This window comes from Paraflavitalea soli, from assembly GCF_003555545.1.
Taxonomy (GTDB): domain Bacteria; phylum Bacteroidota; class Bacteroidia; order Chitinophagales; family Chitinophagaceae; genus Paraflavitalea; species Paraflavitalea soli.
In genome coordinates, this window is sequence record NZ_CP032157.1 from 6,669,177 (window position 1) to 6,689,868 (window position 20,692).

Sequence of the window (20,692 nt, forward strand, 5' to 3'; positions counted from 1 at the left end):
TTATGTTAAGTAAATCAGAATGTTAACAGCATTAACTGATAGACCCATAGCCCATATAACTATGTAGCACAGGTGGTAATTCTATGCCGGTTTCTGCCTGGTTGTTTTCCAACAGGCAGGCCAGTATACGGGGAAGGGCCAGTGAACTTCCATTGAGCGAGTGAACCAACTGGTTTTTACCATTGCTGTCTTTAAAGCGCACTTTCAGGCGATTGGTTTGATAGGCTTCGAAGTTTGAAACAGAACTCACCTCCAGCCATTTTTCCTGTGCAGCGCTGAATACTTCAAAGTCGTAGGTTTGGGCCGAAGTAAAACCCATATCGCCTCCACACAGGTTCAATATGCGGTAAGGCAGCTTGAGCGATTGCAGTAGTTTTTCTATATGGCTTACCATTTCTTCCAGTACCTCATAGCTTTTATCGGGATGTACCAGTTGTACCACCTCTACCTTGTCAAACTGGTGCAGGCGATTCAGGCCACGTACATCCTTGCCATAACTGCCGGCTTCACGACGGAAGCAGGGCGTATAGGCGGTCATCTTTACCGGGAGGTCGGCCTCTTTCAGTAACTCGTCGCGGTAGATATTTGTCACCGGCACCTCAGCCGTTGGGATCAGGTAAAAATTATCCTCCGTTACAAAATACATTTGCCCTTCTTTGTCGGGCAACTGGCCGGTACCGAAGGCAGAAGCTTCGTTGACCATATGCGGAGGCATATATTCTGTGTAGCCGGCGGCGGTATTATAATCCAGGAAATACTGGATCAGCGCCCGTTGCAGTTTAGCCCCCTTGCCGATATAGACCGGGAAACCACTGCCTGTAATTTTATTGCCCAGTTCAAAATCAATGATATTGTATTTTTTGGCCAGGTCCCAATGCGGCACGGCGCCATTGTGCAAAGTGGGTTTATGGCCTCCTTCGCGTACAAGCACATTCTCTTCCGGCGTTTTGCCCGGAGGCACTTTGGCCGATGGCAGGTTGGGAAGTCTCACAATCGTATCCTGCAATTGTTTTTCTACCACTGCCAGCCTGTCCGCAATAGGCTGCTGTGCAGATTTTAAGGTAGCTACTTCCTGCTTTTTGGCATCAGCTTCAGCTTTTTGTCCTTTGGCCATGAGTTGGCCGATCTCTTTGGCCGAACTGTTTAATTTCGATTGCGCGTTTTCCGATTCAAGCTGCAGTTTTTTACGTTCATCATCCAGCGAAATAATTTCATCCACCAGTTGAAGGTCTTTAAAATTCTTGATCGTCAGTCGTTCCTTTACCAGTTCTGTATGCTGGCGAATAAATGATACCTGTAACATCGCAATTCAAATTTGGGCAAAGATAATTGGGGATTGATGGATTTTGGGGATTGGGTCGATATTTTACCGATTATAAGTTGACCGGGTATTACTGCTTATCTGCGGAAGCTTTTTTATAGACATCCGGATTGCGGATCTGCATAAAGATATCAGGGTTGGGAAGGGGTGTAAACCCAAATTGGGCGTACAGGCCATGCGCATCGCGGGTGCCAAGCTCAAAACGCCGCAGGCCCTGCAGGTCGGGGTAGTCCAGTATCGCCTTCACCAGCCATTTGCTCAATCCTTTACCGCGGTACGCCGCATCAATAAATACGTCGGCCAGGTAGGCATAGGTGGCCAGGTCGGAGATCACCCGGGCAAAACCGATCTGTTGCTGTCCTTTGTAAACCCCAAAGCACAGCGAGCCCTGAATGGATCGTTTTACTGTATGCAGGGGAATACCTTCTGCCCAGTAGGAGGTAGTGAGAAACTGATGAATATAGGGAATGTTTAATGTGTCTTTGTCAGTGGATATCGTATAATCGTCCTTTGTTGCTATTATCATCGTCAAGGCTTTGTACAAAAATAAGTATTGGACAGAAGCTGCGAGCCAATACAGTAGGGGCGATCGCTTGATGCTCGCAACTCATAGCCCGAAACTTTTCTTATTCCCTATCTTTGCGGCATGCAAATACAGGATGATCTGCAGAGTCGCTGGTGGAACCTGGAAGCCAGCCTGGTAGAGCGGTTTGGAAAAAAGCCGGATCTGGAAACTATTTTATTCCTGATCGGTATCCAGGAGTTTGGGGATATACGTCCCAAATTTACCAAGGAACAGAAGCAGGACCTTATACATGTTGCCGTATGTTCCCTGCTGTCGCAAAGCGGCTATTATGAGATCGAATCGGTGGACGAAGATGGGTGGCCGCATTTCAAACAATTGAAAAGCCTGCCCGAATACAATATGATCGAACAGGAAAATTTTCTGAAAGACCATATTTTATTATACTTTCAACAGCACGGGTTTCAATAGTCAATGCCATTAATTTGCTGCAAGCAAACCGCTAATACCTAACCGCTAACGGCTATTCATGCACAAAATATTTATCCTGGCAGGGTTAACGATGATCACTGCCTCCTGTAATCCCTGGCTGGGAAATGGGCTACGTAAGAACGATAGGCGCAAGGATGTGGAAATGGTGACTGATAAAGGTACGATGGTCATTCGCTTGTCGGACAGTACCCCGCTTCACCGCGACAATTTCCTCAAACTGGTAAGACAGGGCTTTTATGACAGCATCCTTTTTCACCGGGTGATCAGGAAATTTATGGTACAGGCCGGCGATCCCAACAGCAAGCGGTCAAAGCCGGGAGAATCCCTGGGCGATGGCGGACCGGAATACACCATACCGGCTGAGTTCCGGACCAGCATGTTCCACAAGAAAGGGATGGTGGCCGCCGCCCGCACCGGGGACGATATCAACCCCCAGCGGGCCAGTAGCGGCGCCCAGTTTTATATTGTACAGGGAAAGGTATTTACCGATGTAGGGCTGGATTCTGTGGAGAAGTTCAGACTCAAAGGACGCAAATTGCCGCCCGCTCACCGGGAGGTTTATAAAACCCTGGGCGGCGCCCCGCATCTCGACCAGAATTACACCATTTTTGGGGAAGTGATCAAAGGGCTGCCGGTAATTGACAGCATTGCCTCGGTACCCACCAGTGGGCGTGACGGAGGCGACCGACCCCTGCAGGATGTCCGGATCATCAAAGCACGGCTGGTAAGGAGAAAATAAAGGAAGTCCGGAAGTCCGTAAGTCCGAAAGTCGGTAAGACTGAGAGAAAATGCACTGCGGAACCGGCCAAAGAGAAGTTTTTACTTTCGGACTTTCCGTCTTATCCGTCTTTCCGACTTTTACTGTAATATTGCAGCACAAAATTCAACAGCATGAACATTCCCGCAAATCTTCGCTATACCAAGGACCACGAATGGGTGTTATTGGAAGGCAATACAGCAACAATAGGCATTACCGATTTTGCACAAGGAGAATTGGGCGATATTGTATATGTGGACATTAGCACTGTGGGCAAAACACTGGCAGCAGAAGAGGTGTTTGGGACCGTAGAAGCGGTTAAGACCGTTTCCGACCTGTTTTTGCCTGTAGCTGGTACCATTACCGCTATCAATCCCGCACTCGATGGTGCCCCCGAACTGGTTAATTCCGACCCTTATGGTGAAGGATGGATGGTAAAAGTGACCGTTAGCAACCCGGCAGATGTAGACGGATTGCTGGATGCGGCTGCTTATGGAAAATTAGTAGGGGCCTAGAAATCCAACGATATTCAAATTACGTTTATAAAAGAGTGGGTCATTCCACTCTTTTTTAGTTATATTGAGCATCGCTTTGGGTAAAACACATTTTTGAGCGCCATTCCTACATATACGGAACAGGAACTGGTCTCCCTGCTTAAAAACAGGGATAATAAGGCTTTTGGTTATCTCTACGATCATTATTCTGGCGCTTTATACAGTATCATATTGCAGATATTGAACGATACGGAGCTTGCCAACGACGTATTACAGGATGTTTTTGTCAATATCTGGCGAAAAATAGACAGCTACGACTCCACGAAAGGGCGCTTATTTACGTGGATGCTCAACATTGCCCGCAATGCTTCTATTGATACGCTACGTTCCAAAACCTACCAAAACGACCGGAAAAACCAATCTATGGATAACCAGGGTGAAGAACCCCTGGTAGCGCTTGTTACACAAGTGAATGTAGACAATATAGGGTTCAGGAAAGTATTGGCCCAATTGAGAGATGAACAACGTTTGTTAATCGACCTGGCCTATTTTAAAGGCTATACACATGAGGAAATCGCGGAAATGGAAAAACTTCCGCTGGGCACTGTGAAAACACGCATCAGAAGTGCATTGATTCAATTAAGGGGATTTTTAAAGTGAATATAAAAGATTACATATCAAGTGGCATAGTACAAAGCTATGTATTGGACCAGGCAGATGCAGCCGAGCGTGCTGAGTTTGAAATGCTCAGCGCCCAATACCCCGAGCTTGTTGCCGAACGCAAAGCATTCGAGGAAGCCCTCGAAAAATTCGCTTTGCAAAATGCGGTTGTACCACCGCGACAGGTTAAGGACGGATTTTTAGAAGCTATTCAGAACCCTTCTATAAATCAATCTAAAGTCATCACAATGGAACAACACTCAAATGCACCTGTTCGAAAGAACGGCGGATTACGTTTTATGGCCGCTGCCTCTGTGGTTTTACTGCTTGCCTGTGCCTGGTTTGCCTATCGTTTCTACAATCAGGCCAATGAACTGAAAACTTCCAACCTCGATCTTCAAACCCGGCTCGATTCGGCCGAGAACACCCTTAACAAGATCGTCGATGAACAAAAACTGATCAAGGATCCAAACATCACTGTAGTGAACATGGTAGGCTCTACCGCCGCACCCCAATCTTCAGCCAACGTATTTTGGGATACCGCATCTGCCTCCGTATTCCTGATGGTCAAGAACATGCCCAAACTGCCCAATGATCAGCAATACCAGTTGTGGGCGCTGATAGAAGGCAAGCCTAAGAGCCTTGGTGTATTTGATTCCCTGCAAAACAATGTTGTCCTTAAAATGGACAATACCAAGAAAGCAGATGCCTTTGCCATTACTATAGAAAAGAAAGGTGGCAATCCATCTCCTACACTGGAAAAAATGCAGTCATCCGGGCGAACGAAAGCCCCGCTATAAATCATTTTAGCAGATTAATCCCTGCTCACTGGTCTTGCAGTAGTCTGCCCCCGGCAGAATACGCAAGACCTTTCTCTTTTAAAGCCCCTCTTTTTGAATTATCTTTCCGCCAGTATGCGATCACTTTTACAAAAACTCTGCGCTAAGAAATTACTCCCCATTATTTGGACCATTATTACCATTGTTTTGTTGTGCCTTCCAGGCTCTTCCATTCCCGGAGATGGCATTGTGTTCAACATTCCCAACTTTGATAAGATTGTGCATGTAATACTCTTTGGAGGGATCGTGCTCTTGTGGGGGGCGCATTATGTCTTCAGACCCGAAAAGCTTCAGGGCTGGCAGAAACTGATTATTTTATTGGCTATTCTGAGTACTGCCCTGGGAATTGTCCTTGAATATGTACAGTTTTACTTCATTCCCCAACGCAGTTTTGACAAATACGATATTGTGGCAGATGCCTCCGGCGCTATAGCCGCCATGTTTTTAGTCCTGTTTCTATCTCCCAGGCAAACGGTTAAAGGCTGATATACAGTTTATTGCAAAAAAATGGCCCTTGTAGAAACAAGGGCCGTAACCAAAACTAACTGCTTATGAGAAAATTGACTGCTTTATGTAAGTCTTTAAAAAAGAACTTCAAAATATAGTAACGCAAATCCAGTGCCATTAGTATGATCCCCGCCGTTAAAGAAGGTTTAAAACCGGTACCGGGATTTGCTGAAAAAAGATCGAAAGAAAGAACTCATTTGCTTGACAACACAAAGGAACGACCCCTGCATATATTTTCCATTTACTTTATGGATTTTTTCAAAATGTTAACATTCTTTAGCAGCTAAATCGACATTTAATAGGCTATTTCGATGGGTTTTAATGCCCTCCATCTATTAAAAGAATATTAAACTTGTTCGGTTTGCGCCTACTAACGGCTGAAAAAGCCTTTTACTGAGTCGAGCAGGTTACCACCACCTTGCCCACCTGAGAACATGGCCATCACATCCTGCAGGTCTGTATCGCCATCACCATCCTTATCCAAACCTCCCTGCGTTACCTTACCCAGCAATCCCTGGATATTGACACCTTCCGACCTTCCTCCGGAAAGCTGGTTGAATATGCCTTGTATATCAAAGCTGTTGTCCCCGGGATCATTCGTTTTGCTTACCAGTTTCTGCAATACATTGGGCACCAGGTTGCCGGCAATGCCATTAGCAGCCTGTTGATCAAAGCCAAACTTATTCATCAGCTGCTGGATCACATTGCCCGAAAGGTTTTGTACTACCGGGTTATTACCCGAAGGAGCTTCCTGTCCACCAAATAACTTCAATACATCCTTAAGGCCACCCGAAGAAATTACATCCTGTAAGCCACCTGCAATAGATTGACCCGTAGCTGATATGACTTCTTCATTACGTTCATTAGGCACCGTGGGATTGTTGATGATGGCATCACCTGCCTGCTCACGTACGAGGTTGATAAGATTGTCTAACATAAACGATGTGTTTAAAAATGATGAAGTTGGTTTATATCAATCACATCCACAGCTTCTGTGCATGGGGAACAGCTGTTGCGGCGTAGGTACTATAAAAATACTTCAAATCCCGTTCACAATAGTCCTGGCGAAGTATTGTGAGCGGGATTTAATAATGCGGTAAGATCGTGCAGCGTCAGTAATGCGGCGGTGTTGTCCGGCTTTATTAGTCTTGCTTAGCCATTTTTTCGGCATTTTCAGCAAACTGTAAGGCTTCTAAAAATTCATTGATATTTCCGTTCATAACATCGTCCAGGTTATAGACCGTCAACCCAATCCGGTGATCGGTAACCCGGCCCTGGGGGTAATTGTAGGTACGGATCTTGGCACTGCGGTCGCCCGTACTTACCAGGCTTTTACGGTGCCGGGCAATTTCATCTTCCTGCTTACGTACCTGCTCCTCGTACAGCCTGGTACGCATCATTTGCATGGCCTTTTCACGGTTGCCGAGCTGCGACCGTTCTGTCTGGCACACGACTACCGTGCCCGTCGGGATATGCGTAAGCATTACCTTGGTTTCTACCTTGTTTACGTTCTGGCCACCGGCGCCCCCGCTTCGGGCTGTTTCCATTTTTACATCTGCCGGGTTCAGTTCAAAGTCTACTTCTTCCGCTTCCGGCATCACAGCTACCGTAGCAGCTGAAGTATGTACACGCCCTGAAGCTTCCGTATCCGGTACCCGCTGTACCCGGTGAACACCACTTTCAAATTTGAGCGTGCCATACACATCATCTCCCGTTACTTCCAGCTGCACCTCTTTATAACCCCCAACTGTTCCTTCTGTTTCACTCAGGATGGCCGTTTTCCAGCCCCTGCGTTCGCAATAACGCAGGTACATGCGCAGCAGGTTGCCGGCAAATAAACTGGCTTCATCACCACCGGTACCGCCCCTGATCTCTATGATCACGTTCTTCTGGTCCTGCGGATCTTTTGGTATCAGCAATTGACGTATTTCAGCTTCCAGCTTCGTTTTCTTTTCTTCCAGTAAGGGCAATTCTTCCTTGGCCAGTTCGCGCAATTCCTCGTCATCCCCTTTCATGGCCGCCCGGTAGCTCTCCAGGTCATTCAATACCTCTTTATATTGCGATTGGGCTGTTACTATCTTCTCCAGATTGCGATACTCCTTGCTCAATTCCGTAAACTTCTTGTTATCGCTTACTATAGCAGGATTGGTTAATGCAACTCCAAGATCCTCAAATCGGGCCCTGATCGCGTCCAGTTTGTCTAACATGTTTGCTGTATTTTTACGAAATCCTGAGAGGTGGCGGGGTTGATGCCAACACTTACCCCTTTCAGAACGTTAATCCCTGGTTATTAAGGCTTGCAAAGTTAATCGTTTCAAAGTTTACATGGGGTACAGAAAATTCACCGCCGAACATTTATTTACCGGTCACCGCCTGCTGAAGAACCACGTGCTGGTTACTGATGAAAAAGGTATGGTAGAGGCCGTCCTGCAGGCTGCAGAAGCAGGGAGCGACATACAAACCTTCCCCGGCATCCTGGCCCCTGGGTTTGTCAATGCCCATTGTCACCTGGAACTCAGTCATATGAAAGGCGCCATCGAACCCCATACCGGCATGATCGACTTCCTGCTGGGGGTAATGGGACGCCGGTTTGTTGAGGAGGATACCATTTTCCAGGCCATCGCCGATGCAGAAACCGCTATGTTTCAAAATGGTATTGTAGCTGTAGGAGATATCTGCAATACTGTTCATACGATCCCACAAAAAATAAAGCAACGTCTTTATTACCACAATTTTATTGAGGCCACCGGGTTCCTGGCAGCTACCGCCCGGGCCCGGTTTGAGGCTGCCAGGGATGTTGGGCAACGCTTCCGGGAAGCCGGAGTCGCCCGCGAAAAAAATACCTCCCTGGTTCCTCATGCGCCCTATTCAGTTTCACCAGCTCTGTTTGAGCTCATTACCACGTTGGAGGGCAATGAACTGCTTACCCTGCACAACCAGGAAAGTGAGGACGAGGACGCATTTTTCAGCGCCGGTACCGGTGGTTTCCATCGATTATACCAGGCCCTCGGGCTCGATATTTCATTTTATAAACCAGCCGGTAAAAGCAGCCTACAAACCTGTTTGCCCAGGTTCCATACAACCCAGTCCCTCCTGTTGGTGCACAATGTGACAACCAGCGAAGCCGATCTGCAATTTATCCGTGATCAGCAACCCCAACTGCCCGAGTGCCATTTCTGCCTTTGTCCCAATGCCAACCTGTATATTGGAAATGGACTGCCCGATATAGACCTTCTGCGTCGTTATGCGGTGCCCCTGGTGATCGGGACCGATAGCCTGGCATCCAATCACCAGCTGAGCATTTTGGCAGAACTAAATACACTCCGGCTTCACCATCCGGAAATACCCGTGGAAGAACTGTTACAATGGGCAACCATCAATGGTGCAAAAGCATTGCGTGTCCAGCATCGCTTTGGCAGCTTTGAGAAAGGGAAAACACCCGGCGTTTTAATATTGGAGAATGATCTAAGTAAAGTGCAGCGATTGCTATAGCCACGATCAGCCACCGACTCTCAACTCTCAACTCCCGGCCGAACCCACTAGCCCAGCACCTCCTGCAGTACCGGCAAAGTCTTCAGTGCCCCAAAATCAGGCACATGCAAGGCATAAAAGGTCTGGTAGGCTTGTAGCAACACCCGCCTCATTTCCTTGTTCAGCTGTATCTCTTTCAGCTCATGCGGTTGCATTACTTTCAATAATTGTGATGTGATAAAACTGTAATGCCCTTGCAGAAAATAGGGGTGTATCGGATGTTCATGTACAAACTCCCCTTCCTGCAGGTCGAGGTAAGGATGTTCCTCCGAATAATCGTCACTAAAACGGAAGCCATAAAAGCTCGTCAGGTGCAACGCAAAGAACAGCGAAAAGTTGGCCGTAACCTGATCGTCAGCTTCATCCAGGTGTATGAAGGCGTCTTCAATAAAATGAAACAGGTCGGGATTGGCCTCAGGTTGCTTCAACGTCTTTTGCAATAACTCTACCATGAACAGGGCTACTGAATTCTTGACCACATTGAAGAACAGGTGCTGGTAAATATGCCCCCATTTGAACTCCTTGATGCGTTGCAGGTTCTTCAGGTCATTGTGGTATACCACCAGGTCCAGTATGGCTGCCGGCTGGAACATATTGGCCTTGCCCGGCCCTTTTTTGGAAGAAGTTCTGACCCCATTCACCAGGTATGATTGTGCGCCAAACAGTTCCGTATAGATGGTCACGATGATGCTCGTTTCACCATACTTTACTGTTCTTAATACAATACCTTTGGTTGAATGGATCATTTTTTTATAAATACTATTTTCGTCACCGTTTTCTCTTGTTTATTGTCATCACTTACCAATACCAGGTATACTCCTGTTGAAATCGTCCTCCCTTTATAATCCTTCCCATTCCAGATCGCTTGTCCGCCCAATGCCCTTGTTTGAAATACCAGCCGGCCATCCAGTTCAGCTATTTTGACGATCGCATTGTTGGCCACTCCCCGGATAGCGATGGTGCCCGTATACCCTGGCGGCACCGGATTGGGAAATGCCAGCACATTTGTATTGGAAGTATTTCCTTCTGTAGCTGTTCCCCTGAACGAACAAATGCCCTTATCCGTAGCAAAGAACACTTCTCCACTATTCCCATCAATAGCGATCTGCCGCACATCGTCACTCAATAACGGACTGTTGCTTGCGGTAAACCGGGTAATCGTTTTGGCGCCATCGGCACTGATCAGCCAGGCGCCATTTTGCGTACCGATCCATTTCCGGTCGGCCCCATCCACTGCAATGCATTGCACCTGCTCGCCGCTGAACAGGTAGCCGGCAAAATTATCCTGCTGTACCACCGGCAACACCGCTTCGCACCCCGTAGTCGTAAATACCTCTTGTGGACATTGAATGATCCCGATCCCACGGCGGGTGCCCACCCAGATAAAACCATTTTTATCACGGGCAATACTCAGCACCTGGTTGTCCGGCAGGTTCCCATTCCCCTTGCCGGCCCGGTACCATTTCCATAGGTCATCGCCCGGGTTGTCAATCGTTTGCCCATGGTTAAAACAAAAGAGACCATTGCCATTTGGCGCTACTATCCATTTTTGGTTCACATCATCCACCACTATTTGACCCACAGCATTTTCAGGAATAGAGTAGGGGATGAAGAAAGAACGCCAGCTGCCGTCTTTCTTTCTCACCGCAATACTTTGATTAGCGCCATAATTCGCAATCCACAAATTGCTCTCGCCATCAAAAGCCAGTCCGCTTACCCGGTAGCTGCCCGGTGCAAAATAAGCAGGCTGGAGCGGCGAATTTTGTTTGTACGTTTGAACACTACGGTCAGGTTTGATATGCAACAGGCCACCACCAAATGATCCCGCCCATACACCTTCCTCAGCAGGGTCCGCAGCGATCGATACAATATCCGGAAAACTATCCATTAATGCCAGGGTAGTCTTGTTAAGATTCGTCCAGTTGTCCAGCGTAAAAGCATAAAGCCCATCTTTGTTTTGCACGGGTTCCCAATTGGGTGTTACAGCCCCTGCTCCGGCCCAAAGCGTATTATTGAAAACCTGCAGCAGCCCTGTGGCAATGGAATAGGGCGAATTGGGAATAAAGGATTCAAACCTGCCGGCAGCATATTGTGATAAGCCCGATAAAGAGTCGGCAATCCAATAATGCCCTGCCGTGTAAATAGCCTGCCGGACTTCTTTGGTGAATACAGGATGTTGTATGATCTCGTTGACTGCGCCCTGTGGGGATAGCGCTATTACCCTGCCGGTTGTATTCAGTTGTTCACTCACCAGCAACTTATTATCGGATATGGTAATGTTCCTGATCGTCCATTCGTTGGCATACAGAAAGTTCCATTGACCGTTAAGGGAAGTAAACAAAGAGTCGTTTTTCAACACCACCAGGTTGTTTTGGAAAACAGTCACTGCTGTTACCGGGCCTGTTGTTAATCCGTTGGTGCCCGACAGGTTTTGCCAACTTCTGAAATCAGCCAGGTTATTGCCATTGACAGGTGCCTTTTTTAGTCCTTCTGCAGTGGCGGCATAGAAAAATGCTCCGTCGGAGGTCAAAGCATGTACCCCTATCTTACTGCCCGTGCTGCCGATCACATACGTGTCTTTTACTTCATATTTCTCCAGGTTAATGACAACAATGCCAATGCCCGTGCTTAGATAAGCCTGTTGGCCAGCCAGGAAAATATGATGGATCGTCTTATCTCCCGTAACCGGCGAGTTTTTAATCTCATCAATAGTATGAACGACTTTATCTGCTAAAACATCTACCCGGCTGTTGTTGTATCCAATAACCAGCTTGTCGCCGGTCTCCTGAAGGCCCATGGCGCTGATACCTGCTTCACTAAGTCCATTTACCTTGCTGTACCGGTCAATATTATTATCCGCTATATCTATTGAAAAAATACTCCAGGGCGTGGCACACCATATTTTCTCAGCGGTGCCTGCTACTTGCACAGTCTGGTGATAGGGCAGGTGATCACGCCAATTGCCTATTGGCGGCGCCTGTACCTGCGATCGTACAAGGGCCGGCATCACAAGTGCCAGGCAATACAGAAAAAGAAGGCGTAATGGCATTTTAATCCAAAGTTAATTGAATGAGGGCAACGAATTAACCCCCGGAAAACTTCATTAATCCCATCAAATTAAGTTTCTTTGCCTCGCCCAACGAAGCCTGCACCGTTCCGAAGCATACTTGCAGGCGGTTTTGCTCGTTATTATTCTTCATTAAATTGTTGATTACTCATGTGGGGAACCCTTGCACGCTTTATTCTGCAATTCCGCTGGTTGTTACTCTGTTTATTGCTGGCTGTTACAGGTTTCCTGGGCTGGCATGCCAGTAAAGTGCAATTGAGTTATGAATTTACCAGGGCTATCCCTACCGATAATCCTAAGTACCTGGCCTACCAGGCATTTCGTCAGCAATTTGGAGAAGATGGCAACCTGCTCGTTATTGGCGTGCAAACTGACCAGTTGTTTACAGAAAAGATATTTAATGATTATACCGGCCTGGCCGCCGATATGAAAAAAGTAGAGGCTGTAGAAGATGTATTGAGCGTGCCCGCCGCCACCAATCTCCTCCGGGATGCTGCCGCAGAAAAGCTCAACGCATCTCCCGTATTCCCTCCCGGTCAATTATCCCAGGCCACCATTGATAGTTGTGCTGCCGTGTTTCGCAGCCTGCCCTTTTACCAGGGTTTGCTGTATAACCCCTCCACCAATACTTTTTTGATGGCCATCCGTATCAATAAGGATGTGCTCAATTCAAAAAAGAGGAATGATGTTGTTGCAAAAATTGTAGCAATCGGCGATGCTTTTGGTAAAAAGCATACCCTGGATATGCACTACAGCGGCTTGCCCCTCATTCGTACCAATATAGCCACCAAGGTGGCCAGCGAAATGCAGTGGTTTCTCCTCGGGTCTATCCTGCTGTCGGCCATACTCCTGCTCATTTCTTTCCGCAGCTTCAGCGCCATGGGACTATCACTTGCTGTGGTCATCATCGGCGTATTATGGAGCCTGGGCACCATGGTCTTAATGGGGTACAAGATCACTATTTTGAATGCCCTCATACCACCATTGGTAGTAGTGATTGGCATCCCCAACTGTATTTATTTCCTCAATAAGTTCCATACCGCCTGGAATGATACGGCCGCCATCTCCGATCCTGCGCTAAGAAAACGTACAGCCCTTACTGAAATGATCAGCCGCATGGGCGTGGTTACCCTCTTTTGCAATATCGCAGCCGCAATAGGCTTCGGGGTTTTTGCCCTGACCAAAAGTGCTGTGCTGAAAGAATTTGGGTTTGTGGCAGGTATCAACATCATGGCCCTCTTCTTCATTTCAGTGATCCTCATTCCCGTGGCACTGAGCTTTCTGCCAGCGCCCAAATCCCGCCATACCCGTTACCTCGATAATAAGTGGATGCTATCCATACTCGACAAACTGGAAGTATGGTCCGTCAGCCACCGCAAAATGATCTATGTGCTCACCGGCGTCATATTGATTGTAGCCGTAGCGGGCATCTTCCGCCTCCGTTCAGAAGGATTTATGGTAGATGACCTGCCAAAAACTGATAAGATCTACACCGACCTTAAGTTTTTTGAGAAGCATTTTAAAGGCATCATGCCCCTCGAAATCGTGGTCGATACCAAAAGGAAGAATGGATTGCGGGCCAATATGCTCCAAACCTTTTCTAAAATAGACTCCCTCTCTGGTTTCATCGCTGCACAGCCCGAAATGAACAGACCCCTTTCCATCGTGGAAGGGTTGAAGTTTGCCCGCCAGGCTTATTATGAAGGCGATAGCCTGCAATATGGACTGCCTACCAGCTTCGACATTGGTTTCCTGGCTCAATATCTGAGCAGTAAGGCTGAAGACAGCAGCAGTAAGCAGAATAATTTCAACCGCGTGGTTCGGTCCTTTATGGACAGTACCCGCCAGCGTGCCCGCATCAGCGTCAACATGGCCGATGTAGGCAGTAAAAAACTGCCCGAACTCATCCAGTCTATAGAAAACAAAAGTGATCAGCTATTCGATACCGCCAGGTATAAAATTGAATTTACCGGCACCACCGTTACCTTCCTCGAAGGAAGCGCTTTTATCATCAACGGTCTCAAGGAAAGTATAGCATGGGCCTTCCTGCTCATCGCCCTTTGTATGTTGTACTTGTTCAAGTCTTTTAAAATTCTCTTGTGTTCCCTTGTGCCCAATATCATTCCTCTTATTATTACAGCTGGCGTAATGGGTTGGACCGGCGTGGCCATTAAACCTTCTACCGTATTGGTCTTCTCCGTGGCCCTCGGTATAGCTGTTGATATTACCATTCGGTTCCTGGTCAACTATAAGCAGGAATTACAAAACAACGATAAATCACCACACGATACAGTGGTTGATACCATACACAAAACAGGCATCAGCATTATTTATACCTCCCTCGTATTGATAGCTGGGTTTGTTATTTTTTGTTTCAGTGGATTTGGAGGCACCCAGGCCCTGGGATGGCTTACCTCCCTCACCCTGGTATTGGCTACCTTAACCAATCTTGTTTTCCTGCCTACCCTGCTCATGAGTTTTGTAAAAAAGGAACGGAAGAAGTAACTACGCCATCATACTTATCTTGAGTCGGTTGATTGTAACAAAAAATACTAGTTTGTATTGATATTGAATATCACCAGAAATGGGTATTATGGTATTGTTACCTATTTTTAATGTGGAAAATATCATTTTTAGTAAAGCTCATAATATCTTTATGGGCAGTAACTGCTGGCAAACAAGCAGTTTTTGAGGCCTAAACCAATACATTATGAAAGAAAATTTACCCTTCCTCCCATCTGCCAATTTACTCACCAGATGTTTTCCCTTATCATTTTTTTGTTCTTCATCCCGTATCGATAGTTAGAAACTGCGGGTCCATGGTGTATTCATGCCTAAGAGTTGTTCCGTTGATATACCTAAATGAACCGTTGATACTGTGGATAATAGGATTGATCAGGTATAAAGCAGCATTCAATACTCCATAATTGTCCCTTTTTAAGCAATCATTATAATCTCTTTTAATTATACAAATTCAAAATCGACGTTCATGAGGAAAATTTTATGCACGTTGCTGAGTACCCTGCTGATATTGAGTCAGTTTGTGGTGCAGGCACAGGAAAGGACGATTTCTGGTAAAATATCTGATCCAGCCGGTCTCCCCGTTGTTGGCGCATCAGTTACGATCAAAGGCTCGGCATTAGGTACTACAACTGCTGCCGATGGCTCTTTCTCTTTAAGGGTTCCAGCTTCTGCTAAAGCGATCATTATTTCAGCAGTAGGCTACGCCAGCCAGGATCTTACTATTGGTAACAAGAATGTATTTACCGTTTCACTTGCCCAGGAAGATAAGGGCCTTGAAGAGGTTATTGTAACTGGTTATGGAAACCAAAAGCGTTCCCAATACGCTGGGGCAGCATCCAAGGTAGAAGCTAAAGCTATCAACCAGGTGCCAATGGGTAGCCTTGACCAGATCTTACAGGGCCGTGCTCCGGGGTTATATGCTACAGCCGGTTCCGGCCAGCCAGGTAGTGCCGCCAATGTGATTATTCGTGGTGTGGGAACCATTAACGGCACCAGTACCCCATTGTACGTAATGGACGGTATTCCCGTGCAGGCTGCTGCTTTTGCTGCTTTAAGCCCAGGCGATATTGCTTCCGTGGATGTGTTGAAAGATGCCGTTGCTACAGCACTCTATGGTTCCCGGGGTTCCAATGGGGTGATCGTGATCACCACCAAAAGAGGGAAGAGTGGGAAGGTTACCTTCGGCGTAAAATCACAATACGGTTTTTCTGACCGCACCAGGCCCAAGTTTGATATGATGACCTCTTCCGAACACCTGCAATTTGAAGAAGAAGTAGGGTTGGAAAATGGATTTGATATTGGCCCGGGATGGTATTTATCCAGAAAGAATCCCGACAATGCGGGATTACCGGAAACCAGGCTTGCCAGGTACGATCAAATTTTGGACAGCCTTCGTAATAATACTACCGACTGGGGTGATATCTTTTTCCGCCGTGGTAAAACGCAAGAGTATGAAGTGAATGCATCAGGTGGCGGAGAGCGTACCGGCTTTTATTCTTCACTCAACTATTTCAAGCAGGAAGGTATAGCCAATCGTTCACAACTGGAGCGGATCTCCTTCAGAACAAACGTAGATTTTAAGACCGATAGATTAACTATTGGGCTAAGTACTACACTGAACTATGCATCCAGCAGCTTCATTGAAGGTGAAAATGGAACCTCCATTGTAAACCCATTCTCGGCAGTGTATTACGCATTGCCTTATGAGTTGCCCTATAGAAATGGCGTATTGCTGCATGGTGGCAATACCTCTGGACCGGGTGCAGACCCATTATTGCCTGCCACAGCAGGCAGAGCACTGGTGTATGATCAGCGCGAAGGTTCTGCAGCCCTGGAACGCCAGAACGCAACCACCAGCAAACGCAATGAAATAAAAGCAATACTGGGGGCCAATATCAGGTACAAATTATTCGATGGCTTATCAATTATAAGTACTCTTGGTGTGGATTTTCGTGAATTGATGACAGAGCGCTTCATAGATCCCAGAACTTATACCGGAACGCAGGTTGCCATTGGCGCTCAGGGTTCTTTCTCAGAAGGAACCAATCGTTTTATGCAACTGTTTGGCAATGCGGGTTTGAACTATAATAAAACCTTTGCCGGCAAGCACCAGGTAGATGCTTCTGCCCTGGTAGAAAATATGAAAGCTACCAGCCGCGCATTCTCTTATGTAGGTTATGGCATTAACCCTATTTTGCTTAATACGCCGGCAGCTGTTACCCAGGGTTCAACCGCAGGCTTCATTCCAACTGTAGCTGGCGGCCGCGATGGTATTCCCGGTTCAGGTGTCATTCAGTCCCTGATTGGCATCCTTCGTTATACATACGACGGAAAATACAGCTTCAATGGTAGTTACCGTTTAGATGCTTCTTCAGCTGTGCCTGAAAAAAATCGTTCAATCTCTTATTTTGGTGTTGGTGGCTCCTGGAATATCATGAAGGAAAACTTCATGTCTACAGTTGATTTCGTTTCCGATTTGCAACTCCGCGCCAGCTATGGTTCTTCTGCCAGTCCGTTTAATTCCCCATTTGGATATTTGTCATTGTATGGTAATTCTACTACCCCCTACAATGGTCAGCCAGGTTATGTGGTATCACAATTGGGTAATGATGATTATGATTGGGAATATAACAATACTACTAACTTCGGTCTGGATTTTAGTGTGTTGAATTCCCGCATCCGTGGTACCATAGAATGGTACAATAAAGCGACCCGCAACCTGTTCATCTCCCAGCAGCTTTCTGCCTGGTCCGGGGCCACCTCACAAAATGTGAATGCCGGTGAAATGCGCAATCGCGGTGTGGAAGTAGCACTGTCAGGTGATGTGATTGCTAAGAATGATTTCCGTGTAACCATTGGTGGAAATGTAGGTTTCAATAAAAACGAGATCACCAGCCTGGGCCAGGTGAATGAGTTCCCCCTCGGAACCTCTATCATTCGTGTGGGCCTGCCTTATGGTACCCATTTTATACCTAAATGGGGTGGTGTAGATGCCGCTACGGGTAATCCGCTCTATTATAATAAAGACGGTACACTGACCACACAATACAATAGCTCCACCCAAAGCGTAGCTGATTTTGGCAGCTGGTTACCCAAGGTAAATGGTGGTTTTAATGGTAGCCTTAACTATAAAGGAATTTATATAGAGGCTTTCTTCTCCTTTGCTGCCGGCAACAAACGATATAATAACGAGGATTTCTTTAATGAAAATTACTCTTTTGCTACCAGCAACCAGTCTACTGAATGGTTCAAACGTTGGAGAAAACCAGGCGATGTGGCTAAAGTGCAAAGATTTGGTAGCGCCAGAAGCTTTTCTTCTAAAGATATACAGGATGCCTCTTATGTACGTTTTAGAAACCTGAATGTAGGATACAATATTCCGCGCAAGTATTTGCAGCAAATCGCCATATTCTCTGCTGCTACCGTCTTCGCGCAGGCTCAAAACCTGTATACCTGGACCACCTGGAGGGGATTTGATCCCGAAGACAACAACAATATCAGCACGTTCGAGTACCCCAATGCCCGCACATTTACATTTGGTATCAACTTAACCTTCTAAGAAAAATTCAGTATATGAAGATGAAAAGAATTGCATGGATAGCAGGTTTGGCCTTGATAGGCGTTTCCTGCAAAAAACAACTGGAAATATTACCCTCGGATAGTATAGTAGAAGAAACTGCCATGACTACCGTTCCATTTCTTGAAAAAGGGATGGTAGGGGTTTACATCAACATAAATGGATCTTATGATGCAGAAATTTATGCCACCAGTCTGTATTCAGATGAGGCCAACCTGCCCACTGAAAACAATACCGGCAGGGGTGTAATTGCCCATCGTTGGCAAACCGATCCAGGTGTTGGTGAAGTTACTGCAGCCTGGGGCCGCTATGCTTTTGGCGTTGACCGAGCCAATCGTGTAATTGCCGCTGCTGATAAGCTCACTGGTCTCTCTGCTGCAGATGCTGCCACCAGGGATAGGATTAAGGCTGAAGCCTTGGCTATAAGAGCGTTTTGTGAATTCCAGGTGCTCATTAATTATGCCGAAAACCTCCAGTCAGGCTCTCTCGGTGTACCGTATGTTACCGAGTCCAAAATTCAAAAGCCGGCACGCCTTACTGTAGGAGAAGTATTTGCAAAGGTTAATCAAGACCTGACTACAGCAGCAGGCCTGATGCCCGCCTCCTTTACTGATAATACACGCTTTACAGCAAAAGCCATTAGCGCCTTGCAGGCCAGGGTAGCGCTCTATCAGAAAGACTGGGGCACAGCTATTACCGCAGCAACTGCAGCCATTAATGCTGTTCCATTGGCAACATCAGCCCAGTATCCTGGTATCTGGACAGACCAAACTGAAGCGGAAGTTATCTGGAAACATAAAAGAACTTCTGGCCAGGGCCGGTTAGGTGATTCGTATTATGACCGTACTTCTTCAAAAATTATGTATGGAGTTTCGTTCAAGCTATTGAATACTTTTGCTGCGAACGATATTCGGTTAGCCAGCACGGTACTTGACAGAGGAGGCAGCCGTTACTCTGTAGCCAAATACATCGGCGGAACCCCTTCCGAGCCAGGTCGTGCCGACGTGAAAGTATTCCGCACAGCCGAAATGTACCTGATCAGGGCCGAAGCATACGCCGAAAACAATCAGGTGGCACTGGGTGCTGCCGATCTGAACGCTTTACGTAAACAAAGGATCGCCGGGTATGTGGATGAAGTTTTCGCCTCTAAGGAAAGCCTCATTAATGCTGTCATATTGGAAAGATTTAAAGAGCTGGCTTTCGAAGGCCAGCGAATGAATGACCTGCGTCGGAAATTATTGCCTGTAACAAGGCTTCCCCAGGATGCAATAAACGCATCTGCTAAAACAACGCTCAGTCCAACAGATAAAGAATATTATTACCCGATTCCTGGTACCGAAATTCTTGCTAATGAAAATATGATCCAGAACCCAACGTACAGGCAGTAATAATACATCCAATTCATACACACAGTCAATTTTGTTTTATGATACAAAAAATAAGCTGTTTACTACTCATAGCAGGCCTGGGATACCTGGCAGCGGGTTGTAAAAAAGAAAAAACCACCGTTCCTCCACAGGAGGCACATTTCAACTATCAAACCTCAGGATCCTATTTTGTTACCCAGGATGCCAATACTGTTTATAAAATACCGGTAGGTCTGACCACCACAGCAGATCAGGACAGGACCGTTCAGTTTACTATCTCTTCCCCTTCCGGTGCTGCTGAAGGACAGCAGTACACGCTTGACAAAAAAACAGTAACCATTCCTGCCGGCAAAGCTGTGGACACTATTTACTTGAAAGGAAAGTTCAACGGTTACCCTACTGGAAGGAGGGATACCCTTGTTTTCAAAATAACAGGAGGTGATGTAATTGCTATGCCGGGCTTCAATGAGTTCAAGGTTTTTTTACAAAAATACTGCCCTGTAAATGTGAATGATTTTACAGGTGTATATAATGCTCAGGACTATTACAATAATGCACCCGACGGAAGCCCCTATACTGTAGCATTGACTCCTGGTACTACTACTGGCAATACTGGAAAAATTACCATAGAAGGTTTGTGGCATGACGATACGCCTTTCAATGTCAACCTTAATTGGGACAACCCGGCAAGCTTTACCACTGAAGTTCCTGCCCAGTCTTGGTTTGTTGATGCTACTTATGGCCAGTCTACTATAAGACCTAATGGAAAAGGCACGTTCTCCAGTTGTGATAATTCCTTTAGGATTGATTATGAAGTAACTGTTGCTGCGGGTAGTTTTGGAAAATATTATACTATACTGACCAAATAATGGAATAGATAATTTCCTTCTTATTATTGCAGTAGATAAAAGAAGCCGTCTCAAAGTACTTGAGACGGTTTTTTTGTGTTAAATTTTAAGGTAGAAGTCAGTGCCAGGCATTATAAGTTTAATTATTATTATACCATCCACTGTTGTCATGAAAACTTAACAAGT

At 46.4% G+C, this 20,692-nt stretch carries 17 protein-coding genes; 11 read left to right on the forward strand and 6 right to left on the reverse strand.

Annotated elements, in window-relative coordinates:
* Positions 1-31 precede the first annotated feature (31 nt).
* Both serS and D3H65_RS25655 read right to left on the reverse strand, forming a co-directional pair.
* Positions 32-1,303: a serine--tRNA ligase gene (gene serS, locus D3H65_RS25650; protein WP_119053033.1), complete on the reverse strand. Its 1,272-nt coding sequence runs from the start codon at positions 1,301-1,303 to the stop codon at positions 32-34.
* A gap of 88 nt (positions 1,304-1,391) precedes the next feature.
* Positions 1,392-1,847 (reverse strand): GNAT family N-acetyltransferase, encoded by a 456-nt coding sequence (locus D3H65_RS25655; protein ID WP_119053034.1) that lies wholly within the window; start codon positions 1,845-1,847, stop codon positions 1,392-1,394.
* Positions 1,848-1,967: 120 nt separating this feature from the next.
* Here D3H65_RS25655 and D3H65_RS25660 point away from each other — a divergent pair, with 120 nt between their 5' ends.
* From D3H65_RS25660 to D3H65_RS25685, 6 genes are all read left to right on the forward strand, one after another.
* Entirely contained in the window at positions 1,968-2,315 is a 348-nt protein-coding gene (locus D3H65_RS25660) for a hypothetical protein (RefSeq protein WP_119053035.1), read from the forward strand.
* Between the two features lie 58 nt (positions 2,316-2,373).
* Positions 2,374-3,075, forward strand: coding sequence for a peptidylprolyl isomerase (locus D3H65_RS25665; RefSeq protein WP_119053036.1), 702 nt, complete (start codon positions 2,374-2,376; stop codon positions 3,073-3,075).
* 152 nt (positions 3,076-3,227) lie between these two features.
* A complete protein-coding gene (gcvH, locus tag D3H65_RS25670; RefSeq protein WP_119053037.1) occupies positions 3,228-3,608 on the forward strand; it encodes a glycine cleavage system protein GcvH in 381 nt (126 codons plus the stop codon).
* Positions 3,609-3,701: 93 nt separating this feature from the next.
* Complete coding sequence (locus D3H65_RS25675; RefSeq protein WP_119053038.1) at positions 3,702-4,247, forward strand: RNA polymerase sigma factor; 546 nt, start codon at positions 3,702-3,704, stop codon at positions 4,245-4,247.
* Positions 4,244-5,047 (forward strand): anti-sigma factor, encoded by an 804-nt coding sequence (locus D3H65_RS25680; protein WP_119053039.1) that lies wholly within the window; start codon positions 4,244-4,246, stop codon positions 5,045-5,047. Before D3H65_RS25675 ends, D3H65_RS25680 begins: the two co-directional genes overlap by 4 nt.
* A gap of 114 nt (positions 5,048-5,161) precedes the next feature.
* The gene (locus tag D3H65_RS25685) at positions 5,162-5,572 is read left to right on the forward strand and encodes a VanZ family protein (RefSeq protein ID WP_119053040.1); all 411 of its coding nucleotides are present in this window, start codon (positions 5,162-5,164) and stop codon (positions 5,570-5,572) included.
* 391 nt (positions 5,573-5,963) lie between these two features.
* Here D3H65_RS25685 and D3H65_RS25690 read toward each other — a convergent pair whose 3' ends face one another.
* Both D3H65_RS25690 and prfA read right to left on the reverse strand, forming a co-directional pair.
* Positions 5,964-6,530: a DUF937 domain-containing protein gene (locus tag D3H65_RS25690; RefSeq protein ID WP_119053041.1), complete on the reverse strand. Its 567-nt coding sequence runs from the start codon at positions 6,528-6,530 to the stop codon at positions 5,964-5,966.
* Positions 6,531-6,735: 205 nt separating this feature from the next.
* Positions 6,736-7,800, reverse strand: a complete 1,065-nt coding sequence (gene prfA / locus D3H65_RS25695; protein ID WP_119053042.1) for a peptide chain release factor 1 — start codon at positions 7,798-7,800, stop codon at positions 6,736-6,738.
* A 118-nt stretch (positions 7,801-7,918) separates the two neighbouring features.
* Here prfA and D3H65_RS25700 point away from each other — a divergent pair, with 118 nt between their 5' ends.
* Positions 7,919-9,085 carry an amidohydrolase family protein gene (locus tag D3H65_RS25700; protein WP_119053043.1) on the forward strand — a complete coding sequence of 389 codons (1,167 nt, stop codon included), beginning with the start codon at positions 7,919-7,921 and terminating at the stop codon, positions 9,083-9,085.
* Positions 9,086-9,132: 47 nt separating this feature from the next.
* On the opposite strand, the gene recO is transcribed toward D3H65_RS25700, so the two are convergent.
* Both recO and porZ read right to left on the reverse strand, forming a co-directional pair.
* The gene (gene recO / locus D3H65_RS25705; RefSeq protein ID WP_119053044.1) at positions 9,133-9,870 is read right to left on the reverse strand and encodes a DNA repair protein RecO; all 738 of its coding nucleotides are present in this window, start codon (positions 9,868-9,870) and stop codon (positions 9,133-9,135) included.
* On the reverse strand, positions 9,867-12,173 hold the full coding sequence (porZ, locus tag D3H65_RS25710) for a type IX secretion system anionic LPS delivery protein PorZ (protein ID WP_119053045.1): 2,307 nt from the start codon (positions 12,171-12,173) through the stop codon (positions 9,867-9,869). Before porZ ends, recO begins: the two co-directional genes overlap by 4 nt.
* A gap of 168 nt (positions 12,174-12,341) precedes the next feature.
* Here porZ and D3H65_RS25715 point away from each other — a divergent pair, with 168 nt between their 5' ends.
* The 4 genes from D3H65_RS25715 to D3H65_RS25730 all read left to right on the forward strand — a co-directional run bounded on the left by D3H65_RS25715 (position 12,342) and on the right by D3H65_RS25730 (position 20,527).
* Positions 12,342-14,696 carry an efflux RND transporter permease subunit gene (locus D3H65_RS25715; protein ID WP_119053046.1) on the forward strand — a complete coding sequence of 785 codons (2,355 nt, stop codon included), beginning with the start codon at positions 12,342-12,344 and terminating at the stop codon, positions 14,694-14,696.
* 484 nt (positions 14,697-15,180) lie between these two features.
* On the forward strand, positions 15,181-18,273 hold the full coding sequence (locus D3H65_RS25720; RefSeq protein ID WP_119053047.1) for a SusC/RagA family TonB-linked outer membrane protein: 3,093 nt from the start codon (positions 15,181-15,183) through the stop codon (positions 18,271-18,273).
* A 14-nt stretch (positions 18,274-18,287) separates the two neighbouring features.
* A complete protein-coding gene (locus tag D3H65_RS25725; protein ID WP_119053048.1) occupies positions 18,288-19,679 on the forward strand; it encodes a RagB/SusD family nutrient uptake outer membrane protein in 1,392 nt (463 codons plus the stop codon).
* A 38-nt stretch (positions 19,680-19,717) separates the two neighbouring features.
* The gene (locus D3H65_RS25730) at positions 19,718-20,527 is read left to right on the forward strand and encodes a hypothetical protein (RefSeq protein WP_119053049.1); all 810 of its coding nucleotides are present in this window, start codon (positions 19,718-19,720) and stop codon (positions 20,525-20,527) included.
* The last annotated feature ends 165 nt before the right edge of the window (positions 20,528-20,692 follow it).

Coding starts and splice junctions, on each gene's coding strand:
- D3H65_RS25690 (WP_119053041.1), bottom strand. CDS start 6,530: ATGTTAGACAATCTTATCAACCTCGTACGTGAGCAGGCAGGTGATGCC.
- porZ (WP_119053045.1), bottom strand. CDS start 12,173: ATGCCATTACGCCTTCTTTTTCTGTATTGCCTGGCACTTGTGATGCCG.
- D3H65_RS25665 (WP_119053036.1), top strand. CDS start 2,374: ATGCACAAAATATTTATCCTGGCAGGGTTAACGATGATCACTGCCTCC.
- serS (WP_119053033.1), bottom strand. CDS start 1,303: ATGTTACAGGTATCATTTATTCGCCAGCATACAGAACTGGTAAAGGAA.
- D3H65_RS25715 (WP_119053046.1), top strand. CDS start 12,342: ATGTGGGGAACCCTTGCACGCTTTATTCTGCAATTCCGCTGGTTGTTA.
- recO (WP_119053044.1), bottom strand. CDS start 9,870: ATGATCCATTCAACCAAAGGTATTGTATTAAGAACAGTAAAGTATGGT.
- D3H65_RS25685 (WP_119053040.1), top strand. CDS start 5,162: ATGCGATCACTTTTACAAAAACTCTGCGCTAAGAAATTACTCCCCATT.
- D3H65_RS25660 (WP_119053035.1), top strand. CDS start 1,968: ATGCAAATACAGGATGATCTGCAGAGTCGCTGGTGGAACCTGGAAGCC.
- D3H65_RS25655 (WP_119053034.1), bottom strand. CDS start 1,847: ATGATAATAGCAACAAAGGACGATTATACGATATCCACTGACAAAGAC.
- D3H65_RS25725 (WP_119053048.1), top strand. CDS start 18,288: ATGAAGATGAAAAGAATTGCATGGATAGCAGGTTTGGCCTTGATAGGC.
- D3H65_RS25730 (WP_119053049.1), top strand. CDS start 19,718: ATGATACAAAAAATAAGCTGTTTACTACTCATAGCAGGCCTGGGATAC.
- D3H65_RS25720 (WP_119053047.1), top strand. CDS start 15,181: ATGAGGAAAATTTTATGCACGTTGCTGAGTACCCTGCTGATATTGAGT.
- D3H65_RS25700 (WP_119053043.1), top strand. CDS start 7,919: ATGGGGTACAGAAAATTCACCGCCGAACATTTATTTACCGGTCACCGC.
- gcvH (WP_119053037.1), top strand. CDS start 3,228: ATGAACATTCCCGCAAATCTTCGCTATACCAAGGACCACGAATGGGTG.
- prfA (WP_119053042.1), bottom strand. CDS start 7,800: ATGTTAGACAAACTGGACGCGATCAGGGCCCGATTTGAGGATCTTGGA.